At 73.8% G+C, this 22,967-nt stretch carries 18 protein-coding genes; 10 read left to right on the forward strand and 8 right to left on the reverse strand.

What is annotated here, in order from left to right; translation table 11 throughout:
* Positions 1-17: 17 nt before the first annotated feature.
* Positions 18-500, reverse strand: coding sequence for an ATP-binding protein (locus ABZ234_RS04485; RefSeq protein ID WP_355011034.1), 483 nt, complete (start codon positions 498-500; stop codon positions 18-20).
* A gap of 351 nt (positions 501-851) precedes the next feature.
* On the opposite strand from ABZ234_RS04485, the gene ABZ234_RS04490 reads away from it, so the two are divergent.
* Both ABZ234_RS04490 and ABZ234_RS04495 read left to right on the forward strand, forming a co-directional pair.
* Positions 852-1,652 (forward strand): helix-turn-helix transcriptional regulator, encoded by an 801-nt coding sequence (locus ABZ234_RS04490; protein ID WP_267947723.1) that lies wholly within the window; start codon positions 852-854, stop codon positions 1,650-1,652.
* Positions 1,649-1,909, forward strand: a complete 261-nt coding sequence (locus ABZ234_RS04495) for a DUF397 domain-containing protein (protein ID WP_344176671.1) — start codon at positions 1,649-1,651, stop codon at positions 1,907-1,909. Before ABZ234_RS04490 ends, ABZ234_RS04495 begins: the two co-directional genes overlap by 4 nt.
* A gap of 269 nt (positions 1,910-2,178) precedes the next feature.
* Here ABZ234_RS04495 and xylA read toward each other — a convergent pair whose 3' ends face one another.
* Positions 2,179-3,336, reverse strand: a complete 1,158-nt coding sequence (gene xylA / locus ABZ234_RS04500; protein ID WP_267947724.1) for a xylose isomerase — start codon at positions 3,334-3,336, stop codon at positions 2,179-2,181.
* A gap of 204 nt (positions 3,337-3,540) precedes the next feature.
* A complete protein-coding gene (locus ABZ234_RS04505) occupies positions 3,541-5,790 on the reverse strand; it encodes a beta-galactosidase (RefSeq protein ID WP_355011035.1) in 2,250 nt (749 codons plus the stop codon).
* A gap of 101 nt (positions 5,791-5,891) precedes the next feature.
* On the opposite strand from ABZ234_RS04505, the gene ABZ234_RS04510 reads away from it, so the two are divergent.
* From ABZ234_RS04510 to ABZ234_RS04525, 4 genes are all read left to right on the forward strand, one after another.
* The gene (locus ABZ234_RS04510) at positions 5,892-8,486 is read left to right on the forward strand and encodes a glycoside hydrolase N-terminal domain-containing protein (protein ID WP_355011036.1); all 2,595 of its coding nucleotides are present in this window, start codon (positions 5,892-5,894) and stop codon (positions 8,484-8,486) included.
* A gap of 271 nt (positions 8,487-8,757) precedes the next feature.
* On the forward strand, positions 8,758-11,115 hold the full coding sequence (locus tag ABZ234_RS04515) for a xyloglucanase (protein ID WP_355011037.1): 2,358 nt from the start codon (positions 8,758-8,760) through the stop codon (positions 11,113-11,115).
* A gap of 93 nt (positions 11,116-11,208) precedes the next feature.
* Complete coding sequence (locus tag ABZ234_RS04520; protein ID WP_267947726.1) at positions 11,209-11,490, forward strand: type II toxin-antitoxin system Phd/YefM family antitoxin; 282 nt, start codon at positions 11,209-11,211, stop codon at positions 11,488-11,490.
* Positions 11,487-11,786, forward strand: a complete 300-nt coding sequence (locus tag ABZ234_RS04525; protein ID WP_355011038.1) for a type II toxin-antitoxin system RelE/ParE family toxin — start codon at positions 11,487-11,489, stop codon at positions 11,784-11,786. The genes ABZ234_RS04520 and ABZ234_RS04525 overlap by 4 nt, the downstream gene beginning before the upstream one ends.
* 72 nt (positions 11,787-11,858) lie before the next feature.
* Here ABZ234_RS04525 and ABZ234_RS04530 read toward each other — a convergent pair whose 3' ends face one another.
* From ABZ234_RS04530 to ABZ234_RS04540, 3 genes are all read right to left on the reverse strand, one after another.
* Entirely contained in the window at positions 11,859-12,770 is a 912-nt protein-coding gene (locus ABZ234_RS04530) for a carbohydrate ABC transporter permease (protein ID WP_267947728.1), read from the reverse strand.
* Entirely contained in the window at positions 12,767-13,693 is a 927-nt protein-coding gene (locus tag ABZ234_RS04535; RefSeq protein ID WP_267947729.1) for an ABC transporter permease subunit, read from the reverse strand. The genes ABZ234_RS04530 and ABZ234_RS04535 overlap by 4 nt, the downstream gene beginning before the upstream one ends.
* Positions 13,694-13,847: 154 nt before the next feature.
* The gene (locus ABZ234_RS04540) at positions 13,848-15,509 is read right to left on the reverse strand and encodes an extracellular solute-binding protein (protein WP_267947730.1); all 1,662 of its coding nucleotides are present in this window, start codon (positions 15,507-15,509) and stop codon (positions 13,848-13,850) included.
* 197 nt (positions 15,510-15,706) lie between these two features.
* Between ABZ234_RS04540 and ABZ234_RS04545 the strand changes: the two genes are divergently transcribed.
* Complete coding sequence (locus tag ABZ234_RS04545) at positions 15,707-18,592, forward strand: glycoside hydrolase family 3 C-terminal domain-containing protein (RefSeq protein ID WP_355011039.1); 2,886 nt, start codon at positions 15,707-15,709, stop codon at positions 18,590-18,592.
* 177 nt (positions 18,593-18,769) lie between these two features.
* On the opposite strand, the gene ABZ234_RS04550 is transcribed toward ABZ234_RS04545, so the two are convergent.
* Positions 18,770-20,044 carry an ROK family transcriptional regulator gene (locus ABZ234_RS04550; protein WP_355011040.1) on the reverse strand — a complete coding sequence of 425 codons (1,275 nt, stop codon included), beginning with the start codon at positions 20,042-20,044 and terminating at the stop codon, positions 18,770-18,772.
* Between the two features lie 114 nt (positions 20,045-20,158).
* On the opposite strand from ABZ234_RS04550, the gene ABZ234_RS04555 reads away from it, so the two are divergent.
* The 3 genes from ABZ234_RS04555 (at position 20,159) to ABZ234_RS04565 (ending at position 21,697) form a co-directional block, all read left to right on the forward strand.
* Entirely contained in the window at positions 20,159-20,743 is a 585-nt protein-coding gene (locus ABZ234_RS04555) for a GNAT family protein (protein ID WP_355011041.1), read from the forward strand.
* Positions 20,744-20,795: 52 nt separating this feature from the next.
* Positions 20,796-21,266 (forward strand): NUDIX domain-containing protein, encoded by a 471-nt coding sequence (locus ABZ234_RS04560; RefSeq protein ID WP_355011042.1) that lies wholly within the window; start codon positions 20,796-20,798, stop codon positions 21,264-21,266.
* 170 nt (positions 21,267-21,436) lie between these two features.
* Complete coding sequence (locus ABZ234_RS04565; protein ID WP_267947735.1) at positions 21,437-21,697, forward strand: DUF6504 family protein; 261 nt, start codon at positions 21,437-21,439, stop codon at positions 21,695-21,697.
* Positions 21,698-21,904: 207 nt separating this feature from the next.
* Here ABZ234_RS04565 and ABZ234_RS04570 read toward each other — a convergent pair whose 3' ends face one another.
* The gene (locus ABZ234_RS04570; RefSeq protein ID WP_355011043.1) at positions 21,905-22,834 is read right to left on the reverse strand and encodes a M48 family metallopeptidase; all 930 of its coding nucleotides are present in this window, start codon (positions 22,832-22,834) and stop codon (positions 21,905-21,907) included.
* Positions 22,835-22,967 lie beyond the last annotated feature (133 nt).

Here is a 22,967-nt window from a genome sequence, read left to right on the forward strand (position 1 = left end):
CGACCGCCGCACCCGGCTCAGGGGGTCTCGACCACGGCGCGGATCGTGAGCGGGCCCATCGTGGTGCCCCGCCACTCCCACTCCCAGTCCCAGTACACGGTCAGCTCGTCGACCAGGCGCAGGCCGGGGAGCGGGGCCCGGCCGGGCTCTCCCAGGCGCGGATACGGCACTTCCGCGCCGGGCCTGGGGCCGTCGTCCGTCACGCGCACGGTGAGCAGGAACGGGTTCTGGTCGATCACGATGCGCACGCTTCCGCCCGGTTCGCCGCTGAGGGAGTGGCGGTGGGCGTTCGAGACGAGGGCGGCCGTGACGCGTGCGACCCTGTCCGAGGCGGGGCCGAGGACGGTTCCGCGCACCCAGGAGTCCAGGGTCCGGTAGTCGGGTTCGGGGCCGAGGACGATGCCGCTCCGGTGGCGCTCCTCGAAGCGGAGGCGGTGCGGGTACGGAACGGGTTCGGGGTCCGGGCCTGGAGGCGCCGGGGGTGCGGCGGCAGGCTGCATACGTCTCACCTCGTGGTCTCTGTCATCAGGTGGGCCCTGGTCCCGGCGGCCGTCTGCGTCCCCGGCCTCCGGGCCAACTCGTGCCGGGGGGCCGCCCCACCCTGTTCCTCGGTGGACGAAGCGGCCCCGCGTGTCCGGTCCTTCCGGCTCGGATGCGCACCTCCCGACCGGTGGACGGGTGGCCGGGAGCACCCCGTGCCGCCGCATCGTGGCCGGTCCGGGCCCCTCCCGGCGACGACTCTTCCACTTGTGGCATTTCCTGGTCTACATTCATTAGGAAAGACGTTGCCTTTCGTATGCCGTGCGATGACAAACGATAATCCAGCGATATGAGCGATGAGGTGTGGAGAAGTGGATTCCGCACGCGAGCGGTTCGGTCTACTGGTGCGCAAATACCGCCTGCAAGCAGGTATGACGCAACACGAACTGGCTCGGGCTGCCGTGATCGCCCAGAGTACGGTCAGCGAGTTGGAACGTGGTATCAAAGGGACACGGCGTGAGCAAGTGGTACGCATCGACAGGGCGCTTATCGCACACGACGTTCTCGTCAATTCCTGGGACACGGCCTTCTCGCCGTCCGGGATGAACACCTACTTCCGCGATGTCGCCGAGGCGGAGCAGGTCGCGGTGGAGATCCGGGAGTACGCGCTGGGGCTGGTGCCCGGCCTGTTCCAGGTGGCGGAGTACGCCCGGGCCGTCATCCAGATCGGCTCGCCGCACGCCTCCCCGGACGCCATCGAGCAGATCGTCGCGGCGCGGCTGAAACGGCAGGAGATCCTCAAGAGACCCCATCCCCCCAGGGTGACGGTGCTGTTGGACGAGACGCTGCTGCTCCGCCGCTTCTCGGACCCCGGCGTGATGCCGGCCCAGATCACCCATCTGATCAAGGCGTCGCACCGGCCCCGGATCACCCTCCAGGTCGTCCCGATGTGCACAGAGGGCCACGCCGGTCTGGGGGGCGCGTTTATGCTTAGTTCTGCCCCTGACCGTGGCACTTTCGCCTACGTCGAAGGCCACAAAGCGGGCATGTCCCTCAAGGAACCGGAGATCGTGGCCAGCTACGACCGGACCTTCGCGGAGCTGAGGAGCGCCGCCCTGCCGGTTCCCGCATCACGGTCTCTGATGGAACAGATTCGAGGCGATAGCGCATGATGGGCCAGAGCTGGCAGAAGTCCAGTTACAGCAACGGCGACGGCGGGAACTGCGTGGAGGCACGCGTTCACGCGATGGGCGAGACCTGGAAGAAGTCCAGCTACGGCAACGGCAACGGCGGCCACTGCGTGGAGGCCCGGACCGTTTCCGCCGCCTCGCGCGTGCTCCTGCGCGACACGCAGAACCGCGGGTCCGGCCACCTGTCGGTGCCGGTCCGCGAATGGGACGCACTGCGTCTCGCACTCAGCGGTCAGTAGTCCCGCACACAGTTCCGCCCCCTGCCAGGGCTGTTGGCAGGGGGCGGTCGTGTTCTGCTCGACCAGGCTACCCGCAGGTCACCGCCTGTGCCGGTGACCAAAGTCCCCTCCCGGAGCGTCAGGGCGCGGTCGCTTCCCGTACTCGCCCGAGGTCACGCCGCCCCTCTGCCGGACGGCCGCCCCGGTCGGCCCGGTTCCACCGCGAACACCCGTCGGCCCGTCCGCGGCAGGAGCCCTCCGCGCTCCGCGGTGCCCGGCCCGGGGCCGCGTCAGCGGACGCCGAGGAGGTGCTCCAGGGCGAGCTGGTCCAGGCGCTCGAAGTGGTAACCGCGCTCCCCGACCTCCGCCAGGTCGATCTCCTCCGCCAGGACGTCGGCCAGGCTCTCCTCCCGGCCCAGCGTCGGCACCGACAGCTCCGGCACGCGCGAGGCCTCCAGTGCGGCCACGACCTCCGGGTCCGCGCGGAACGCCGCGGCCTTCTCCTTGAGGATCAGGTAGTTGCGCATGCACGCCGAGGCGGACTCCCACACCCCGCTCATGTCCTCGGTCCGGGGCGGCTTGAAGTCGAAGTGCCGGGGGCCCTCGTACCCGGCGCTCTCCAGCAGGTCCACGAGGAAGAACGCCTCCTTCACGTCCCCCGCGCCGAACCTCAGGTCCTGGTCGTACTTCACCCCGCGCTGCCCGTTGAGGTCGATGTGGAACAGCTTCCCGGCCCACAGCGCCTGGGCCACGCCGTGCGTGAAGTTCAGCCCGGCCATCTGCTCGTGTCCGACCTCCGGGTTCACGCCCACCATCTCCGGGTGCGCCAACTCGTTGATGAACGCCAGCGCGTGCCCGACCGTCGGCAGCAGCACGTCGCCGCGCGGCTCGTTCGGCTTGGGCTCGATCGCGAACCGCAGGTCGTAGCCCTGGTCGATGACGTACCCGCACAGGATGTCGAACGCCTCGCGCAGCCGGTCCAGGGCCGCGTGGTCGTTCTTGCCCGCCTCCGACTCCGCGCCGTCCATGCCGCCCCAGCACACGTAGGTCTCGGCGCCGAGGGACACCGCCAGGTCGATGTTGCGGATCACCTTGCGGATCGCGTACCGGCGCACGTCCCGGCTGTTGGAGGTGAACCCGCCGTCCCGGAAGACCGGGTGCGTGAACAGGTTCGTGGTCACCATCGGCACCGCGAGCCCGGTCTCCTCCAGTGCGGCCCGGAACCGCTTGAGGATCGCCTCGCGGTCGGAGTCCGAGCTCCCGGGCGGGACGAGGTCGTCGTCGTGGAACGTGATCCCGTGGGCGCCGAGGCCGGCGAGCGCGCGTACCGCGTCGGCGCCGTCGAGGGGGGGCCGCACCGCGTCGCCGAACGTGTTGACGCCGCGCCAGCCCACCGTCCACAGGCCGAAGGTGAACCTGTCCGCGGGCACGGGCCGGTAGTCGCTCATGACGTGTCTCCTGGGGGTAGGGGCCTCCGATCAGTTTGTCTAGACAGACAACTAAATGTCAACGGTGCGGCGGTCCGGTGTCGGGGCCCTGTGCGGTCCGGGGACGGGGACCCGCCCCGCCCGGCCGGGTTCCGGACCCGTTCCCGCCGTGGGCCGGTGCGGGGCGGCGCCGGGGAGCGGTCCCGCCCCCGCACCGGGCGCCGCTCAGCCGGTGACCGGATGCCCGCGCAGGACGGCGACCCCGCCCCCCGGCAGGTTCAACCCCTTCGCCGACGCACCCGACAGCAGGTCCACGGCGTCCGGCCCCAGCCCCAGCCGGGCCGGGTCGATGCGCCGGGACCGGTCGTCGTGGTTGGTCACGAACACCCACGCCCCGTCCGGGCCGACCCGGCGCACCACGTCCAACCCGTCCTCGGGGAACGGGCCCGTGCCCGCCGCCTCGGAGACCACCCGGCCCAACCCGCGGTCCGAGAGCCGGGCCGACACGTACCAGGCCTCACCGGCCCCGTAGCGCCGCCGCGTCACGGCCGGGAACCCGTCCAGCGGCCCGCCCGCGTACCTGGCCACGGCCTCCGCCCCGGCCAGGTGGACGTGCTCGCTCCACGTCGTCACCTCCTCGCGGACCATCCCCAGGTCCATGCCGACCGTCTCCCCGGCGAACATCGGGTACATCTCCTCCACCCGCACCCCCAGCAGGTCCCGCAGCGCCCCCGGGTACCCGCCGGTCCGCACCGTCCCGGAGGGGTCGGCGAGCCCGCTCAGGTAGGTCACCACGAGGGTCCCGCCACCCTCGGTGTAGCGCGCCAACCGCTCCGCGGCCGCGTCCGACAGCAGGTACAGGGCGGGTACCACCAGCAGTGGGACCCGGGGCAGCTCCCGGTCGGGGCGCACGAAGTCCACCGTGCGGCCCGACCGCCACAGCACCCGGTGGACCTGGCGCACCGACTCCAGGTAGTCCACGCTCCGGGAGGGCAGCGACGGGCTTCCCAGCGCCCACCAGGACTCCGGGTCCCAGGTGACGGCGGCGTCCGCGACCACCTCCGCCTCGCTCGCCTCCGCCACACGGGGCAACAGGCTCCCCAGCTCGCACACCTCGCGGAAGATCCGCGAGTCCGGGCCGGCGTGCGGCACCATCCCCGAGTGCCACTGCTCCGCGCCGCCCCGGGAGGCCCGCCACTGGAAGAACATCGCCCCCCGCGACCCCCGCGCCACGTGCGCCAGGCTGTGCCGCACCGTTTCGCCGGGGCTCTTCGGGCGGGTCAGCTCGCCCGTGTAGGTCACACCCGCCGCCTGCTCCATCAGCAGCCACGGCCTGCCCCCTCCCGGGACCCGGGCCGCCCACGAGCGCGCCAGGTCGGCCGCGAACGCGGTCTGCTCCGCGCCGCCCTGCCCCGTCAGGCTGGGGTAGTCGTCCACCGCCACCAGGTCCAGGTGCTCCGCCCAGCGCCACGGGTCCACCGGCACCCAGTCCCCGAACGCCAGGTTCGTGGTCACCGGCACGTCCGGGCGCACCTCGCGCAGCACGTCGCGCTGGTCGAGGAAGTGGTCGAGCATCTCGTCGGACAGGAACCGCCGGAAGTCCAGCACGTGCGCCGGGTTCGGCAGGTACTGCGTGGCGCGCGGCGGCAGGATCTGCTCCCACTCCGAGTAGTGCTGGCTCCAGAACGCCGTCGTCCACGCCTCGTTGAGCCTCCCCAGGTCGTGGTGGTGCCTGCGCAGCCAGTCGCGGAACGCCCGCGCGGTGTGGTCCGAGTGCGACCACGACCCGTACTCGTTGTGGACGTGCCACATCCGCAGCGCAGGATGGCCCGCGTACCTCTCCGCCAGGGCGCGCGCGATCCGCGCCGAAGCCTCCCTGTAGGCCGGGGCGCACACGTCGTAGGTGTCGCGGCTGCCGTGCGTGAGCCGGGTGCCGTCGGCGGTCACCGGCATCGCGTCGGGGTACGCGAGGGTGAACCACGGCGGGGGGGACGCGGTCGGCGTGGCCAGCGCGACGCCGATCCCGGCCTCGCCGAGCCTGTCCATGGTCCGGTCCAGCCACTCGAACCGGTACTCGCCCTCGCGGGGTTCGAGGAGGCCCCAGGAGAAGACGCCCACCGTCACCAGGTTGACCCCGGCGCGGAGCATCAGGTCGACGTCCTCCTCCCGGACCTTCTCGGGCCACTGCTCCGGGTTGTAGTCGCCGCCGAACCACAGCGGGGACGACGGGGCGGCACGGAAGACCGGGGCGGAGGGCGCGCCGGGAGAGGCCGCGGGCCGGGCCGGGGGCGCCACGGGGGGTGTGACGGGCGGGGTCGTGGGCGGCGCGGCCGCGGGCCGGGAGGAGGGAGGGACCGCGGCCGCCGGGGCGGGAGGCGTCGCGGGCGGGGTGGAGGGCGGTGCCGGCGGCGGGGCCCCGTGCGGGCCTCCCGCCGGGTCGGGGCGGTCCGGGGGAGGCGACGGCGGGGTGGGCATGGGGGCTCCTCCTAGGGTGGGCGCGGGCCGGTTCGGCGCGTGGGCCAACAAAGTATGGCGATACCGCGTCCCCCGGCGACACCCCCACGCGAGGAGCCCGCATGTTCGCGACACGTCAGGTCCGCACCCGCCACCCGGTCGCGGACTGGGAGGACGCGCTGGTCACCGGCAGCGGGCTCCTGGGCGCGCTCGTGCACTCCACGGCCGGCCGCACCCGCGTCACCCTCAGCCACGAACGGCTGTTCCTGCCCGTCACGGAGTCCCTGCCCGCCCCGCGCACATCCCGGGTCCTGCCCGAGGTCCGGCGGCTCCTGCTCCGCGGGCGCTCACGGGAGGCCGCCGCGCTCATCGTCCGGACGGCGGCCGAGGAGGACCCCGGGTACGCGCAGACCCGGTGGATCGACCCGCTGGTGGGGGCGGCCGTGCTGTCGTTCGTCCCGTTCAGGCCGCGGTCGGGCCCGGTGGAGCGCCGGTGCGACCTGGACACGGGCCTGGTCACCGAGGACCTGCCGGGCGGTGTCGTGCACCGGGTCCTCGCCTCCCGCCCCGACCACGCGGTGGCCGTGGAGATCACCTCCGCCGGGGCGCTCACGGGCGCGGGACCCGGTGACGGCCCGGGGGCGGGCGACCGCGCCGGGGGCGGTGCGGCGGACCCCGGGTACGTGCCCGCCGCGGCCGTTCCCGAGGGCGGGACCGGCGGGGGCGGATTGGACGGGCTGTTGCGTCTCACCCTCCTGGAGGAGAGCCCGCCGGTCCGTCTGGCGGTGGAGTCCGAGACGGCCCCCGGGCTGATGGCGTTGCGCGTCGGCTTCCCCGAACGCCCGCCCGGAACCCTGCCGGGGTACACGGTGACCTGCGACGTCGTCGCCGAGGGCGGGAGCGTCCGCGTCGTGGAGGACGGCCTGGAACTCCGGGGCGCCACCCGCGTCAGGCTGCTCGCCCGCGTGCACGTGCCCGCCCCCGGGCCGCCACCGGCGCCGGGGCCCCCGTCCCGCCCGGGGCCCCCGTCCGACCAGGGGACCGTCGGCGTCCCGCCCGTGCCGGCCGCCCCGGGGACCGCCGGGCCCGGCGTCCCCCGCGGCACTCCGGCCTCCGGTGCCCCCGGCGCTCCCCCCGCCGTGGACTTCGAGGGGATCCTCGCCCGCAACCGGGACGTGCACGGTGAGCTGATGGACCGGTTCCGGCTCCGCCTCGGCGGCTCCGGAGGACGCCCCGCCCCCGGGCGCGCCGGGAACCGCGACGGCGCCCCCGTCGGAGCGCCCCTCGGCGAGGACCTCCTGGAGGCGGGCCCCACCCCCGACCTGATCGCCCGCCTGGTCGACGCCGGACGGTACGCCGTCATCTCCAGCTGCGGCGACCTCCCGCCCACCCTCCAGGGGGTGTGGAGCGGCACCTACGACCCGCCGTGGCGTTCGGGGTACACCTTCGACGGCAACCTCCCCTCCGCCGTCGCCGCCCTCCACGCCACCGGCACGCCCGAGCTGATGACCGGCGTGTTCGACCTCCTCGACGGCATGGCCGACGACCTCGCCGAGAACGCCCGCCGCCTCCACGGCTGCCGGGGGGCGGTGCTCCCCGCGCACGCCTCCACCTCCGGGCGGCACAACCACTTCGGCCCCGAGTGGTGCCTCACCTGCTGGACGGCGGGGGCCGCGTGGATGTCCCGCCTCTACTGGGACCACTACTCCCACACCCGCGACCGCGCCTTCCTGCGGGACCGGGCCCTGCCCTTCCTCACCGCGGCCGGGGAGTTCTACGAGGACTTCGTCACCGCCGACGGCCTCGTCCCCTCCTACTCCCCGGAGAACACCCCCGGCGACGGTGACGGCCAGGCCGCCGTCAACGCCACCATGGACGTCGCCGCCGCCCGCGACCTGGTCCGCAACCTCGTACGCGCCCACCGCGTCCTCGACGGGTCCGCGCCCGGAGGCCGCAGGAACCGCGGCGCCCGCCGCTGGCTGGAGCTCGGGGCCCGCCTGCCCGGCTACCGGGTCGCCCGCGGCGGTGAACTCGCCGAGTGGGCCGGACCCGCGGCCCCCGGGGCGGTCGAGCAGACCGAGAACCACGCCCACCGCCACGCCTCCCACCTCTACCCGCTCTGGTACGAGACCGACCCGGCTCTCGCCTCGCCCCGCCTGCGGGCGGCGGCGGTCCGCGCGGTCCGCGCCCGCCTCGGATGGTGGCGCGGCCAGGAGGCCGACGAGATGGCGTTCGGCCTCGTCCAGCTGGGGCTGGCGGCGGCCAACCTGGGGCTGGCCGGGGAGGCGCACGAAACCCTCGGCCTGCTCGCCACCCGCTACTGGCGGCCCACCCTGGTCCCCACCCACAACAGGGGAGCGCTGTTCAACGTGGACATCGGCGGCGGGTTCCCGGCGGTCGTCGCCGCGATGCTCGTCCGCTCCTGCGAGGGCCGCCTGGACCTCCTTCCCGCCCTGCCCCCGGACTGGCCCGGCGGGCGGGTCGAGGGCCTGCGGGCGCGCGGCGGGATCATCGTCGACAGCCTCGACTGGGAGGGCGGCGCCGCCCGCGCCGAGCTGCGCTCGGTGGAGCCGCGCACCGCCGTGGTCGGCTTCCCCGACGGGACCCGGCGCACGGTCCGGGTCGGACCGGAACGGGCCGTCGGGGTCGTCTTCCGGACGGGGGTCGGCCACGGCCCCGCGGGCGCCTCCCCGGGCCGCTCCGGGCCGCGCCCCTGAGGGGGAGGGGCCGGCGCCGGAGGCGCCCGCCGTTCCGGCGCGCCGGGACGGCGGGCGGGGCCCGCGGGCACTCCGTCCACGTGTCCCCAGGACCGGCGGGACCGGGCGCGGGGAGGCGGTTCCGTGTCGTAGTCGAAGCGCTTCGAAATTAGTGCCACAACACCCCTTGCCGCTACTTGGTCGCCTCATCAGACTCATGGTGAATTCGCGCCTGCCCCCGGGCCCCGGATTTCCCGGCGGCGGACGTTTCCCCCCACCGAGGAGCCCGCACATGCCTCCGCACCCGTCCGGACCCGCCGGACCCCCCGAACCGTCCGAACCCCCCGAACTCTCCACCCGCTCGCGGCGGTTCCTGGCCGCCGCCGCCGCGACGGTGTTCGCCGCGACGGCCGCCGCGGCCGCCGTGACCACCGCCGACGCCGCCCCCTCCGGGCCGTCCCCCGCACAGGACGCGTACACGTGGGACAACGCGCAGATCGCCGGCGGGGGGTTCGTCCCCGGCATCGTCTTCAGCGAGACCGAACCCGGCCTGGCCTACGCCCGCACCGACATCGGCGGCGCCTACCGCTGGGACACCGCCACCGAGCGCTGGGACCCCCTGCTCGACTGGGTGGGCTGGGACGACTGGGGCTGGACGGGCGTGGTGAGCATCGCCACCGACCCCGTCGACCCCGACCGCGTCTACGCGGCCGCGGGCACCTACACCAACGACTGGGACCCGAACAACGGGGCCATCCTGCGCTCCGACGACCGGGGCGAGACCTGGGAGGCCACCGAGCTGCCGTTCAAGCTCGGCGGCAACATGCCCGGTCGCGGCCTGGGCGAACGCCTCGCCGTGGACCCCAACGACAACAGCATCGTGTACTTCGGGGCCCGGGGCGGCCACGGGCTGTGGCGCAGCACCGACTTCGGTGTGACCTGGGCCGAGGTGGAGGAGTTCCCCAACCCCGGCGACTACGTCCAGGACCCCTCCGACGGCACCGGGATGGCGAGCGACGTCACCGGGGTCACGTGGGTCGTCTTCGACCCGTCCAGCGGCACGCCCGGCGAGCCCACCCAGGACGTCTACGCGGGCGTCGGGGACCTCGACGACCCCCTCTACCGGAGCCGGGACGGCGGACAGAGCTGGGAACCCGTCCCCGGGGCGCCCACCGGGTTCCTGCCCGCGCACGCGGTCGTGGACCACGAGGGCGGGCAGCTCTACCTCGCCACCACCAGCACGCCCGGCCCCTACGACGGCGACTCCGGCGACGTGTGGCGGCTCGACACCGCCGGCGGCGGGTGGACGCGCATCAGCCCCGTGCCCTCCGACTCCGCGGACAACTACTTCGGCTACGGCGGACTCACCGTCGACCGGCAGGACCCGGACACGCTGATGGTCGCCACCCAGATCTCCTGGTGGCCGGACATCCAGATCTACCGCAGCACCGACCGGGGCCAGACCTGGACCCAGGCATGGGAGTACAGCTCCTACCCCGAGCGCGAGACCCGCTACGACATGGACATCTCCACCGCGCCCTGGCTCGACTGGGGAGGCGCCGGGACGCCCCCGGAGACCCAGCCCAAGCTCGGCTGGATGACCCAGGCCATGGCCATCGACCCGTTCGACTCCGACCGGTTCATGTACGGCACCGGCGCCACCGTCTACGGCAGCGACAACCTCACCAACTGGGACGACGACACCGTCTTCGACATCGAGGTGAAGGCCCACGGCATCGAGGAGACCGCCGTCAACGACCTGATCAGCCCGCCCGAGGGGGCGCCCCTCCACTCGGCGATGCTCGACCTCGGCGGCTTCACCCACGAGGACCTGGACACCGTCCCGGACCGGATGTTCCACGAGCCCCACTGGGGCGCGGGGACCGCTCTCGACTTCGCCGAACTCGCCCCCGCGACCATCGCGAGGGTCGGCGGCGGAGCGGACGACGCCGCCATCGGCCTGTCCACCGACGGCGGCGACAGCTGGTGGGCGGGACAGGAGCCCGCCGGGGTGACCGGCGGCGGCACGGTCGCGGTCGGGGCCGACGGCTCATCGATCGTCTGGAGCCCGGACGGGACAGGGGTGCACGTGTCCACCACCAGCGGTTCGTCGTGGACGGCCTCCACCGGGGTCCCGGCCGGGGCACGGGTCGAGGCGGACAGGGTGGACCCGGACGTGTTCTACGCGGTCGCCGGGGGGACCTTCTACACCAGCACGGACGGCGGGGCCGCCTTCACGGCGCGCTTCGACGGTCTGCCCGCCGAGGGCAACATCCGCTTCGGCGCGGTGCCCGGCCACACCGGGGACGTGTGGGTCGCCGGAGGGGCCGGCGACGACTACGGGATGTGGCGCACCACCGACGCGGGCACGTCCTTCGAGCGTGTCGAGGCGGTGGACGAGGGCGACGCGGTCGGCTTCGGCGCCCCCGCGCCGGGGTCCGACTACCCGGCGGTCTACACCAGCTCGCGGATCGACGGCGTGCGGGGGATCTTCCGCTCCGACGACGCGGGCGCGACCTGGGTCCGGATCAACGACGACCGGCACCAGTGGGGCTGGACGGGGGCCGTGGTGACCGGTGACCCGAACGTCTACGGCCGGGTCTACATCGGCACCAACGGCCGGGGCATCGTCTACGGCGACCCGGCCTAGCGCGGGGGGCGCGGGGGCCGGGGATCTCTCCCCGGCCCCCGCGCCTCCGCCACACCACGACGGCAACGGATGTACATGCAGTACATTGGTGGCATGAACGAGCCAGTGACAGCCACGATGTCGGAGGTGCGCAGACACCTCGCCGACACCATCGACCGTGCCCGCCACGACCGCACACCGACCTTCATCACCCAGCGGGGCAGGACCACAGCGGTCCTGCTCGACGCCGACGAGTACCGCCGCATGCTCCACATCGTGCGGTCGGCCGAGGACGCGTGGCTCCACCGGCTCGCGGACGAGGCCGAGCTCGAGGGACGGGAGCAGTCCGTCTCCCTGGAGGAGATGGCCGCTCAGCTCGCCCGAGGGGACACGTGATCAGGCACCTCACCCGCTTCACGCCCGCGGCCCAGCGCAGGATGCGCGGGATCCCCCGGGACGGGGCCGTCCGGATCCTGCGCCGACTGTCCGAGCTCCAGCACGCCCTCGACGACGGTGACACCAGTGCTCCGGACATCAGGCCCCTGTCGGGCCACCAGGGCCGGTGGCGACTGCGCGTCGGCGCCTACCGGGCCGTCTACACCCTGGACAAGGACGACGACGGTCAGCCGATCGTGTGGGTCTGGGCCATCACGGTCGGCGATCGCCGGGACGTCTGCCGGCAGGACCCCTGAAGCCGCTCGGGGCTCTCGGACGATCCGCGCCCGGCGCGCCCGTCCGGCCGGGACGGGCGCGCCGGGGCCCCGCTAGCCCTTGACGGCGCCGATGATGACGCCCTTCGTGAAGTGCTTCTGCACCAGGGGGTAGATGAACGTGACCGGCACCAGGGCCACCACCACGATGGCCATCTGGATGGCCAGGTTGGGCGCCGACGCCGTCCCCTGGACCGCGTCGCCGATCACCGAGCTCGAACTGATCTGCTGTCCCTGCTGGACGTACTGCCGCAGCACCAGCTGCAGCGGCCACCTGGCGTTGTCGTTGATGTAGAGGATCGCGTTGAAGAAGGCGTTCCAGTAGCCCACCGCGTAGAACAGCCCGACGACGGCGGTGACCCCCTTGGACATGGGCAGGACCAGGCGGGTCAGGATCGTCCACTCGCCGGCCCCGTCCACCCGGGCGCTGTCGGCGATCTCCCCCGGCAGGTTCATGAAGAACGCGCGCATCACCACCAGGTTGAACGCGTTGACCGCCGTCGGCAGGATCAGCGACCAGTAGCTGTCGATCAGTCCGAGGTCGCCGACCAGCAGGTACAGCGGGATCATGCCGGGTGCGAACAGGAACGTCAGCAGGACCGCGAAAAGCAGCGGCCGGTGCCACAGCGAACCCGGCTGGGACAGCCCGTACGCGGCCAGGACCGTGGCGGCCAGGCTGACGGCGGTGCCGACCGCCGTCACCCCCAGGCTCACCAGCACCGCCCGGGACACGACGCCGCCGCCGAACAGGTCGGCGTAGGCCTGGAGGGAGAAGCCCTGGGGCACCATGACGAGCCCGCCCGCGGCGTTCACCGCGGAGGCGGGGGACAGGCTGGTCAGGACCACGACGTAGAGGGGGAAGACGATGACGGCCGCGATCGCCGCCAGCGTGGTGTTCTTCGCTGCGCGGGCGGGGAGGCTCGGGCGTTCCGCCCACACGGGGCGGTCCTTGAACAGTGTGCTCATGCGCGTCGGTAGATTCCGTTTTCGCCCATCTTGTGGGCCAGCTTGTTGGCCAGCAGGATCAGGACCAGGCCGACGACGCCCTTCACGAGGCCCGCGACCGCTCCCGCACTGAAGTTCCCCGTGACCAGTGTCTGGTGGTAGATGAAGGTGTCCAGCACCTCGGAGACCTGCGCGCCGAAGGCGTCCCTCTGCAGGTAGAACTGCTCGAACCCGACGTTGAGGATGTCGCCGATCTTGAGGATCAGCAGCAGGACGATGACGGGTCTCAGGCCCGGCAGGGTGATGTGCCACATGCGCTGCCAGCGGTTGGCGCCGTCCACGGCCGCCGACTCGTAGAGGTTCTGGTTGATGGCGGCCAGCGCGGCGAGGAAGATGATCGTCCCCCACCCCGCGTCCTTCCAGACCATCTGGGAGGTGACCACGAACAGGAACGCGTCGGGGTCGCTCATGATCTCCAGCGGCGCGTACCCGTTCTGCCGCAGGAGCTGGGAGAACAGCCCGGCCCCGCCCAGGATCTGCTGGAACAGGGTGACGACCAGGACCCACGAGAAGAAGTGCGGCATGTAGACGATGCTCTGGAGGAGCAGCCGCAGCCTCGGCGTCATGACGCTGTCCAGCAGGATCGCCAGCGCGATGGGGATCGGGAAGAAGAACACCAGCTGGACCGCGGCGATGACCAGGGTGTTGCCCGCGGCGCTCCAGAAGCGCGGGTCGGTGAACAGCCGCTCGAACTGGGCGAACCCGACCCACGGGCTGCCGAGGAGGCCGTCCCAGGGGTTGTACTCCTGGAACGCGATGACGTTGCCGAGCGTCGGCGCGTAGTGGAAGACGGCGAGCAGCCCGAGCGCCGGGACCGTCATCAGCAGGAGCTGCCAGTCGCGGCGCAGTCGGGCGCGCAGCGGCGCGCGGGTCGGGCGCCTCACGTCGGGGACGGTCCGGGCCCGTGCCCGGCCCCCGCGTTTCCGGGACGCGGGGGCCGCCGTCCGCGGCGTGCGCGGACCCCGGCCGGACCCGGGTCCGGCCGCGAGACCGTTCGCGGCGCCGTGCCGGAGGCCGTCCACGGGGGCGCCGGTCCGCTCAGTCACGGCCGTGCTCCTGGAGGACCCCCATGTAGAACTCCCGGCCCTCGTCCCCGCCGTCGCGCCGCCAGTCCGCGACGGCCCGGTCCAGCTGTCCGAGGTCCTCGCGCCCGCGGATGATGTCCTCGACCTTGTCGGTCATGGGGGTCTCCGCGCCGGAGAAGCGCTCGGGGCGCTGGATGCGGATGCCCGCGAACGGGTCCTCCTCGGTGAACTGGGCGGCGTGGTTGTACCAGGTGGTCTTCCACTCGACGAAGTCCGGGTACTGGCTCTCGGTGATCGCCTGGGGGCGCCCGCTCAGGAAGTAGTAGCCGTCGTTGACCTCGCCGTTGCCCAGGTCGGTCAGCTGGGGCGCCCCCCGGTCGGAGCGCTCGTGGTGGACGCCCTCCTCGCCGTACCGGTAGTCCATGTACTCCTGGGTGCCGAACGGCGCCGCGCAGAAGTCGAGGATGCCGAGGACCTCCTCGATCTGCTCCGGCTCCATCCCCCTGCGCACGAACACGGACTGGGCGGAGGGGTCCGCGGTGTGCATGACGGGGTCCCGGCCGGAGTCGCCGAACACCGGCATCAGGTCCAGGCGGAAGCCGGGGTGGTCGCCGAGCATCGCCGCGTACGCCTCGTGCCAGGCGCCGATGCCGTCCTGGTTGAAGACGATCTGACCGGAGTTGAGCAGCTCCTTGGAGTTGTCGGCCTGGGCGACGATGTCGGGGTGGACGAGTCCGGCGTCGAAGATCCTGCGCATGTACTCGACGCTCGCCCGCCACTCGTCCGTCTCGAACATGTGGATGAGCTCGCCGTTCTCGTAGCGCCACTGCTTGGGGGCGCCGAACACCTGGCGGATGCTGAGGTTGAAGTCGCCGAACGCCCACCGGTTGCCGTCGGGGTCGTTGATCTCCTCGCCGATCGCGAACAGGTCGTCCGGGCTGGTGGGCGGCTCCAGGCCGTACTCCTCCAGCAGGTCGCGCCGGTACAGGACCCAGTTGCTGAACGGCTCGGACGGCCAGGGCACGCCCTGGAGCTGCCCGTTGAAGACGTTCCAGCGCCAGGCGTCGCTCTCCAGGTTGGCCAGCAGGGGGTAGGCGGCGGCCGCGTCGCCGGCCAGGTACGGGGTCAGGTCCTCGAAGAGTTCGCCCACGGCCCGGTTGAACTGGGGGATCAGGTTGATGACCCAGTCGGGGAACATCGTGATGTCGGCGACGTCGCGTCCGGCGATCACCGCGTTCATCTTGTCGATGATCGTGTTGCCGTCCTGGAAGTTGAACCTGACCGTCGAGCCGAGCCGGCCGTTGACGTGGTCGAAGAACGAGTTGTTGCCCAGCCCCGGAGGGATCGGCCCCCACATGGGGGTCATCGCCGTGTACTCGCCGCCGCGTCCCCGCGGCTCGGACACCGCCCGGAGGAACGTGTCGGGGTAGGCCGTGAACCCGGAGGGCGCGCCGTGCAGCCCCTCGATGTCGGGGGAGACGCCCTCGAAGGGGATGTAGGTGGGGATCAGGTCGTCCAGGGAGGTGGCGGCCGCGGCGGAGCCGCCGCCTCCGCCGCCCGATCCCGACGAGCAACCGGAGAGCACGCCCGCCGAGAGGGCGGCCGCGGTGGAGGCTCCCATGAGGCCGAGGAAGCGCCGGCGGCCGGGCATGGGAAGCAGGGGGGTGGGGGGCATAGCGTCGTTCCTTCGGTCGAGCAGGCCGGAGCCCAGGGGGGTAGGAAACGAAGGGCCATTTTGCTATGAATTAGTTGGCCGTTTAGACAAACAAATTACTGCACTGTGATGTGGCACACAAGATCCCTTCGACGTCGAAGTCGAAGCGGTTCGATTTCGAGGGGCATTGCCTCCGCGCACGAGAGACGGAACCCCCCATGAGCACGCATGCGACCGTCCCGCCCCACCGGGACCCCGGCCTCCCCGACGAACTCCGCCTGGACGACCTGCTCAGCCGCCTCACCACCGACGAGAAGATCGGGCTCCTGCACCAGCACCAGGCCCCCGTCGAGCGCGTCGGCCTCGGCCCCTTCCGCACCGGCACCGAGGCGCTGCACGGCCTGGCCTGGCTCGGCCCGGCCACCGTCTACCCGCAGGCCCTCGGCCTCGCCAGCGCCTGGGACCCCGACCTGCTCCGCCGGGTCGGGGAGGCCACCGCCGACGCGGTGCTCGCAAGCCTGGACCGGGGGGCCGGACGCAACGTGTGGGCGCCCGTGGTCAACCCCCTGCGCGACCCCCGCTGGGGGCGCAACGAGGAGGGGTACTCCGAGGACCCGTGGCTGACCGGCCTCCTGGCGACCGCCCACGCGCGCGGCCTCGCCGGGAACGGCGCCCGGCTCCGCACCGCGCCGACCCTCAAGCACTTCCTCGGCTACAACAACGAGGAGGACCGCTGCGTCACCTCCAGCGACCTGCCGCCCCGGGTCCTGCGCGAGTACGAGCTGCCCGCGTTCCTGCCCGCACTGGAGGACGGGGCGGCCGTCGCCGTCATGCCCTCCTACAACCTGGTCAACGGGCGTCCCGCCCACCTGAGCCCGCTCATCGGCGAGATCCTGCGCCCGGCCGCCCCGGACCACGTCCTGGTGGTCAGCGACGCCTACGCCCCCGCCAACCTGGCCGGGCTCCAGGCCTTCCACCCCGACCCGCCGACCGCCTACGCGCACGCCCTCCGCGCCGGGGTCGACAGCCTCACCCAGGACGACGACCGCCCCGACGGCCCCCTCGGGCACGTCCGGGAGGCGCTGAGGCGGGGACTGCTCACCGAGGCCGACATCGACCGCGCCGCCCGCCGCGTGCTGTCGATCCGGCTCAGGCTCGGCGAGTTCGACCCCGCCCACCCGGCGGGCCCGGACGGCGGGGGCGACCCGGGCGCCGGGGACCGCGCAGAGGGGGGCGGAGGCGCCGCGGAGCCGCCGGGCGGGGCCCAACCCGCCGGCGCGTACACGGACGACACCCCCGCGCACCGGGCGCTCGCCCGCGAGGCCGCCACCCGCTCCCTCGTCCTGCTCCGCAACGACGGGCTGCTGCCGCTGCGCGGCGTGCGCCGTGTCGCCGTCATCGGCCAGCTCGGCGACACCGTGCTGGAGGACTGGTACAGCGGCACCCTGCCCTACGCCGTCACCGCGCGGGCCGGCATCGCCGAACGGGTCGAGACCGTCTTCTGCGAGGGCGCCGACCGGATCACGCTCGACACCGACGGCGGACGGGTGCTCGCCCCGGCCGGCGGCGGACCCCTGGAGGTGGCCGCCCCCGGACACGGGGACGGAACCGGCTTCGACCTCCTGGACTGGGGCGGCGGAGCCCGCGCGCTGCGCTCCGCCGGGACCGGCCTGTACGTGGACGAGCAGCCGGACGGCACCCTCGCCTGCACCGCGCCCGGACCCGGGACCTGGGAGGTCCGCCAGACCTTCCGGTTCGAGGAGCGCGCCGACGGCCTGGCCTGCCTCGTCCAGGTCCACAGCGGACGCCGTGTCGCCGTCGGCGCCGAAGGGGTCCTCCGGCTCACCGACGACCCCGCCGGGGCCGCCGGGTTCCGGGTCACGGGGCTGGGCACGGGGGCGGCGGAGGCCGCCCGGGCCGCCGCGTCCGCCGACGTCGCCGTCGTCGTCGCGGGCGACCACCCGATGGTGAACGGGCGCGAGACCGAGGACCGGACCGACCTCGACCTGGCCGCCGCGCAGGAGCGGGTCCTGCGCGCCGTGCACGCCGCCAACCCGGCCACCGTGCTGGTGCTCAGCAGCGGCTGCCCGTTCGGCGTCACCTGGGCCGACGACCACCTCCCCGCGATCCTCTGGTCGGCCCACGGGGGCCAGGAGTACGGGAACGCCCTCGCCGACGTGCTCTTCGGCGACGCCGAGCCCTCCGGCAGGCTCACCCAGACCTGGTACCGGTCCGCCGACGACCTCCCCGGCCCGCTCGACTACGACATCATCGGCGCGCGCGGCACGTACCTGTACTTCGAGGGGGACCCCCTCTACCCGTTCGGTCACGGCCTCGGCTACACACACGTCGAGTACGCGGCCCCCGCCGTCACCGTCGACGGCGGCCGGGTCACCGTCACCGTCATGGTCGTCAACACCGGACCCCGCCCGGCGGACGAGGTCGTGCAGGTGTACACGCGGCAGCTGGCCTCCCGGGTGCGGACCCCGCTGCGCGCGCTGCGCGGCTTCACCCGTGTCCGCGTCGAACCCGGCGGCGGCGCCGTGGCCACGGTGTCGTTCGACGTGGAGGACCTCGCCCTGTGGGACACCACCCGCGACAGGTTCGTCGTCGAGGAGGCGCCGCGCGAGGTGCTCGTCGGACGCTCCGCCACGGACATCCGGACCACGGCCGCCCTGAACGTCCCGGGGGAGGCCATCCCTCCCCGCGACGCGTACGCACCGTGGTCGGCCACCGGGTACGACGAGGCCCGGGGCACCGCGCTGTGCCCGCTCACCCCCGAGCGCGGCGACGCGGTGCGGGCGCGGGCGGACGGCGCCTGGGCGGCGTTCCACGACGTGGACCTCGGCACGGGGGCCGCCGCCTGCCACCTGTCGGTCAACGCCGGACACGCCGCCACCGTGCGCCTGCGCCTGGACGACCCCGGCGACGGGCCGACCCTCGCCGTCGTGGACGTTCCGGCGGACCAGGACCGCTACGGCTTCACGGCCGTCCGCGCGCCCCTGCTCCCCGACGGCGTGCCCGCCCGCGGGATCCGCGACGTCTACCTGGTGTTCGAGCGCTCCGGCACGGCGGTCGCCACCCTGGGGTTCTCGCGGGACTGACACCGGGCGGGACCCGCCGCCCGGCGCCCCGGCCCGGGGACGGACACGTCCGTCCCCGGGCCCGGCCGGAGGGGGACCGACGCGCCCGCGGAGCCGTTCGGCGCCGCCGACCACGCCACCCGCCTCGACCGACGCGCCCGCGGAGCCGCCCGCCGTTCCGCGGATCCGCGGGCCCGCCTACGAGCCGCTCTGGACCGCCGCCGCCCGGGCGGCCCCCGGCGCGGGGAGCGGCAGCAGGCCGACGTCGAGCGCGTGGATCATCGAGGCGGCCGCGCCGCGGGCCGCCGCGCTCAGGCCCAGGGCCGACAGTTCGATCCGGCAGCCGCCCGCCCCCGGAGCGAACACGTTCGCCACGACCTCCGCGCGGCAGCCGGGCAGCAGCCACGGTCCCATCGGCACGAAGTACCCGCCCAGCAGCACCACGCTCGGGTTGGTGACGTTGACGAGCGTCGACAGTCCCCGGCCCAGCCACATGCCCGCCCGCTCCAGCGCGCCCACGGCGACGCCGTCACCGCTTCCGGCCCGCTCCACCGCCACCGACGCCAGTTCCGCGACGTCGCTCCCCGACAGGGGGCGGTCCGGCACGCGGTCGGGCACGGCCTCGCGCACGATCGCGCCGATGCCCGCCAGCGACTCCAGGCAGCCGCGGCGTCCGCAGGCGCACTCCGGGCCGTCCGGGGCGAGCGCCAGGTGGCCCACCTCGCCCGCGAACCCGCCCGCGCCCCGCAACAGCTCGCCGCCGGCCAGGATGCCCGCGCCGATCCCCACCTCGCCGGTCACGTACGCCAGATCCGGCGTGCCCGCGAAGGACCCCACCCGGTACTCCGCCATCGCCGCCAGGTTCGCGTCGTTGTCCACGTGGACCGGCACCCCACCCGCCCCCGCCGTACGCAGCAGGTCCTCCACCCGGTCCCGCAACCGCACGCCCTGCCAGCCCAGGTTGGGCGCGCGGGTGACGGTCCCCGCGGGCGCGTCGATCAGCCCCGGCACGGCCACACCCGCCGCCACCACGGCGCGCCCGCTGAGCGGCGGGGACTCCATGGTCTCCCGCAGCGTCCGCGCGATGCGCCGCGCGCACGCCTCCGGCCCCGCCGAGCGCGCGTCGAAGGGGACGTGGCGGCCCACGAGTTCGTTCCGCAGCAGGTCCACGGCGACCACCGACAGGTAGTCGACGTTGACCTCCAGGCCGACCGCGGCCACCGACGAGTCGTCCAGCGCCAGCAGCACGCCCGGACGGCCCACCCTCTGCCGCGAGGTCTCCCCGGTCTCCAGGACCAGCCCCCGCGCCATCAGGTCGGCGACCAGGCTGGACACGGTGGTCTTGTTCAGGCCCGTCGCGGACGCGACCGCCGAGCGCGAACACGGGGCCAGCTCGCGGACCGTGCGCAGCACGACGCCCAGGTTGGTCTCGCGGACCGTCTGGAAGCTGACCGTTCCCGAACCGACCGTCACCGGGTCCCCCTCGCGTCGCCGGCGCCGCGCGCCGTGCCCGGATCGTACAGGGGCCGCGGAGGGGGCGCGGAAACCCGGTTGCGCCGTTCCCGGCCCTCTGGTGGAATCCCGACCATGGTTCCCCCCGACGTCTTTCGCGACCAGCCCGCGCTCCACGGGACGAAGGTCCGGCTCGTGCCCCTCGACGCCGAGAGCGGCGAGGCCCTGGTCGGTCCGACGGTGGACATGGACCCCGAGGTCCGCCGGTTCACGGGGACCCACCGCCGGTTCACCGAGGACGTGCTGCGGAGGTGGTACGCCACCCGCCCCGACCACCACGACCGCGCCGACTGGGTGATCGTGTCGCGGGAGGACGGGACGGCCGTGGGCGACTGCGCGCTCCTCGGACTCGACCCGGACAACGCCTGCGCCGGGTACCGGATCGCGCTCAACGACATGGCCTTCACCGGGAGGGGCTACGGGACCGAGGCCACCGGCCTGGTGCTGGAGTACGCGTTCACGGTGGCCGGTCTGCACCGGGTGGGCCTGGAGGTGTTCGCGTTCAACGCCAACGCCCAGAAGTCCTACGCCCGCTCCGGTTTCGTCAGGGAGGGCGTCCGGCGCAAGTGCCTGCGCTGGAACGGGGAGTGGCACGACGCCGTCCTCATGTCGGTCCTCGCCGAGGAGTACGAGGAGCTGCGCGCCTCCCGGGGGCGCTGAGGGGCGCGGGGCGTGCGGCGGCCGTCCCTGCCGGTCTCGTAGGCTCGTGCGCATGCCCGTACCTGACTTCCTCCTCGCGCTGCGCGACCACGTCGGCCACGGTCTCCTCCCGCTCGTGGGGGTCACGGGGGTGGTGATCGGCGAGAACGGCGACATCCTCCTGCACAGGCGCGCCGACGACGGCCGCTGGGCCGCGCCCGGCGGCATCCTCGAACCCGGGGAGCAGCCCGCCCGCGCGGTCGTGCGCGAGGTGTGGGAGGAGACCGGCCTGGAGGTCGAGGTCGAGAGGCTGGCCAGCGTGGTCGGCCAGGAGCCCCACACCTATCCCAACGGGGACCGGGTCCAGTTCCTCGACCTGGCCTTCCGCTGCCGCGTCGTCGGCGGCGCCCCCGACGCCGGTGGGGACGAGACCCTGGAGGTGCGGTGGTTCCCGCCGGACGCGCTGCCGGAGATGCCGCAGCGCGTCCTCGACCGCATCGCGAACGCCCGCGCCGACGACCCCGCCCCGTACTTCGTCGTGTAGGGACGCAGGCTCCGGGCCTCCGCGAGCCAGGGCGCCGCGACACGCCGGAGGCGGGTCCACCGCCCCGGGCGGCCCGCGCCCCTAGGGTGTTCCGGGTCCGACACCGCCCGGCTGGGCGACCGTTTCGAGAGGCTTGACTTTCTCGAACAAGAGTTCGATAGGCTGCCCGCGTGAGTCTCCTGAACGAACACATCGACGTACGTTCCACCCGGGGCGGCACCCCCGCCCGGTTCACCTGGCGCGGTCGCACCTTCCGGGTGCGCAGGATCATCGGGGACTGGCCCGCCCGCCCCGAAGTGCCCGGAACACCCGCCACCCAGGTCCACCTGCTCCGCGTCTCGGCCGAGTCCGAGGCGGGGGAGCCCAGCATCATCGACATCACCCGCGACGTCGCGTCCGACCGCTGGACCATGCGCCGCCAGTGGAGCTAGGCGCACCGACCGCGGGGGTCGGTGACGACCGCCCCGCCTGACACATGACGAGAGGGCCTCCGGTGTCGGTGTGGACCGCGACGTCCGCACCGGCGTACCGGATGGCCCTCGGCGCCCCACACCGCCTGTGGCGGCGCCCGTCCCACACCCGCCGGACGCCCGGCGTCGGCCCGATGCGCGCTCCTGGGCGGACGGCCGTCCCGACGGTCAGAGGAAGACGCGTCCGCGCCGGGTGCGGTCGCGGAGCGCCGCCATCCGCCGCGTGTTGCTGGGGCGGCGGATCAGCAGGTGGTACAGCAGCAGGGAGCAGCCCCGGTCGGTGCGGGCCCGGTCCGCCATCTCCCCCATGTTCACCCGGGTGTAGAGGCGGGCTCCCCCGGCGAGGAGCCTGACGGCGTGCGCCCCCTCGGGGAAGCGGGAGTAGGCGTGGTCGTCGGCGGTGTACTCCATCGCGCGGGACAGCGCCGAACCGAGCCCCGGGACGAGGTCCCCGCCGATCGTCGCCATCCGCCGCCAGAAACCGGTGTGGCCGGCGGCCACGTGGCCGAGCTGGTGGGCGACCAGGAACGCCAGGGCCTCCGGGTCGCGCAGCCCTCCACCGCCGTCGAACAGCGCGTCCGACAGCACGAGGTAGCGGCGCCGCCCGTGGCCGGAGGCGTCCGTCCCGCAGGGCCCGCCGCCGATCCGGACATACGCCTCGGGGGGTCTCGGCAGACCCATGTCGGCGGCCAGGGACACCACCGTCCGGTACGCCTCGGGGAACTGCGTCGGCGAGATCTTCACCGACTCCGCGCGGCGCCGGGCGTACAGCAGCCCCCGCGCCGCCCAGCACACCACGGGTACCGCCGCCAGCGCGCAGACCACGCACTCCCACGACCCCGTCGCCGCCCACACGGTGCGGGCGAGCACCGCGGCCATCACGAGGGTCACGGCCGCGCACGCCGCCAGCAGCGGTCCCTCCCACGGGTGCGCGGGCGTCGGCACGAGTTCCTCGTCCGCGTCGCAAGGGACCAGGTCGGCGGAGCGGCCGGCCACCGGCGGGAGCCGCGCCCCCGCCCCGGAGGGCGCGGTGGGGCCGGGTGCGCCGCGGACCGGCCAGGCGGTGGCGCGGCCCTCCGGGCACGTCGGGTGGAACATCCTGCCTCCCCTCGGGTCACGGTCAGTGAGACAGCAGGGTCGACTACTCGCTGTGTTCAAATATTACTTTCCGCTTCCCCGGGGATGGGGTTCGTGCGCTACGGCGTGTCCGGAAGAGGCGGGTCGGTACTGG

It is taken from the genome of Nocardiopsis sp. NPDC006198 (assembly GCF_040613895.1).
Classification (GTDB): Bacteria; Actinomycetota; Actinomycetes; order Streptosporangiales; family Streptosporangiaceae; genus Nocardiopsis; species Nocardiopsis tropica.

Bases quoted from the DNA above. Each gene is read 5' to 3' on its own strand.
- ABZ234_RS04560 (WP_355011042.1), top strand. From the start codon at position 20,796: ATGCCCGTACCTGACTTCCTCCTCGCGCTGCGCGACCACGTCGGCCAC.
- ABZ234_RS04495 (WP_344176671.1), top strand. From the start codon at position 1,649: ATGATGGGCCAGAGCTGGCAGAAGTCCAGTTACAGCAACGGCGACGGC.
- ABZ234_RS04530 (WP_267947728.1), bottom strand. From the start codon at position 12,770: ATGAGCACACTGTTCAAGGACCGCCCCGTGTGGGCGGAACGCCCGAGC.
- ABZ234_RS04545 (WP_355011039.1), top strand. From the start codon at position 15,707: ATGAGCACGCATGCGACCGTCCCGCCCCACCGGGACCCCGGCCTCCCC.
- ABZ234_RS04555 (WP_355011041.1), top strand. From the start codon at position 20,159: ATGGTTCCCCCCGACGTCTTTCGCGACCAGCCCGCGCTCCACGGGACG.
- ABZ234_RS04520 (WP_267947726.1), top strand. From the start codon at position 11,209: ATGAACGAGCCAGTGACAGCCACGATGTCGGAGGTGCGCAGACACCTC.
- ABZ234_RS04510 (WP_355011036.1), top strand. From the start codon at position 5,892: ATGTTCGCGACACGTCAGGTCCGCACCCGCCACCCGGTCGCGGACTGG.
- ABZ234_RS04485 (WP_355011034.1), bottom strand. From the start codon at position 500: ATGCAGCCTGCCGCCGCACCCCCGGCGCCTCCAGGCCCGGACCCCGAA.
- ABZ234_RS04540 (WP_267947730.1), bottom strand. From the start codon at position 15,509: ATGCCCCCCACCCCCCTGCTTCCCATGCCCGGCCGCCGGCGCTTCCTC.
- ABZ234_RS04515 (WP_355011037.1), top strand. From the start codon at position 8,758: ATGCCTCCGCACCCGTCCGGACCCGCCGGACCCCCCGAACCGTCCGAA.
- ABZ234_RS04505 (WP_355011035.1), bottom strand. From the start codon at position 5,790: ATGCCCACCCCGCCGTCGCCTCCCCCGGACCGCCCCGACCCGGCGGGA.
- ABZ234_RS04570 (WP_355011043.1), bottom strand. From the start codon at position 22,834: ATGTTCCACCCGACGTGCCCGGAGGGCCGCGCCACCGCCTGGCCGGTC.
- xylA (WP_267947724.1), bottom strand. From the start codon at position 3,336: ATGAGCGACTACCGGCCCGTGCCCGCGGACAGGTTCACCTTCGGCCTG.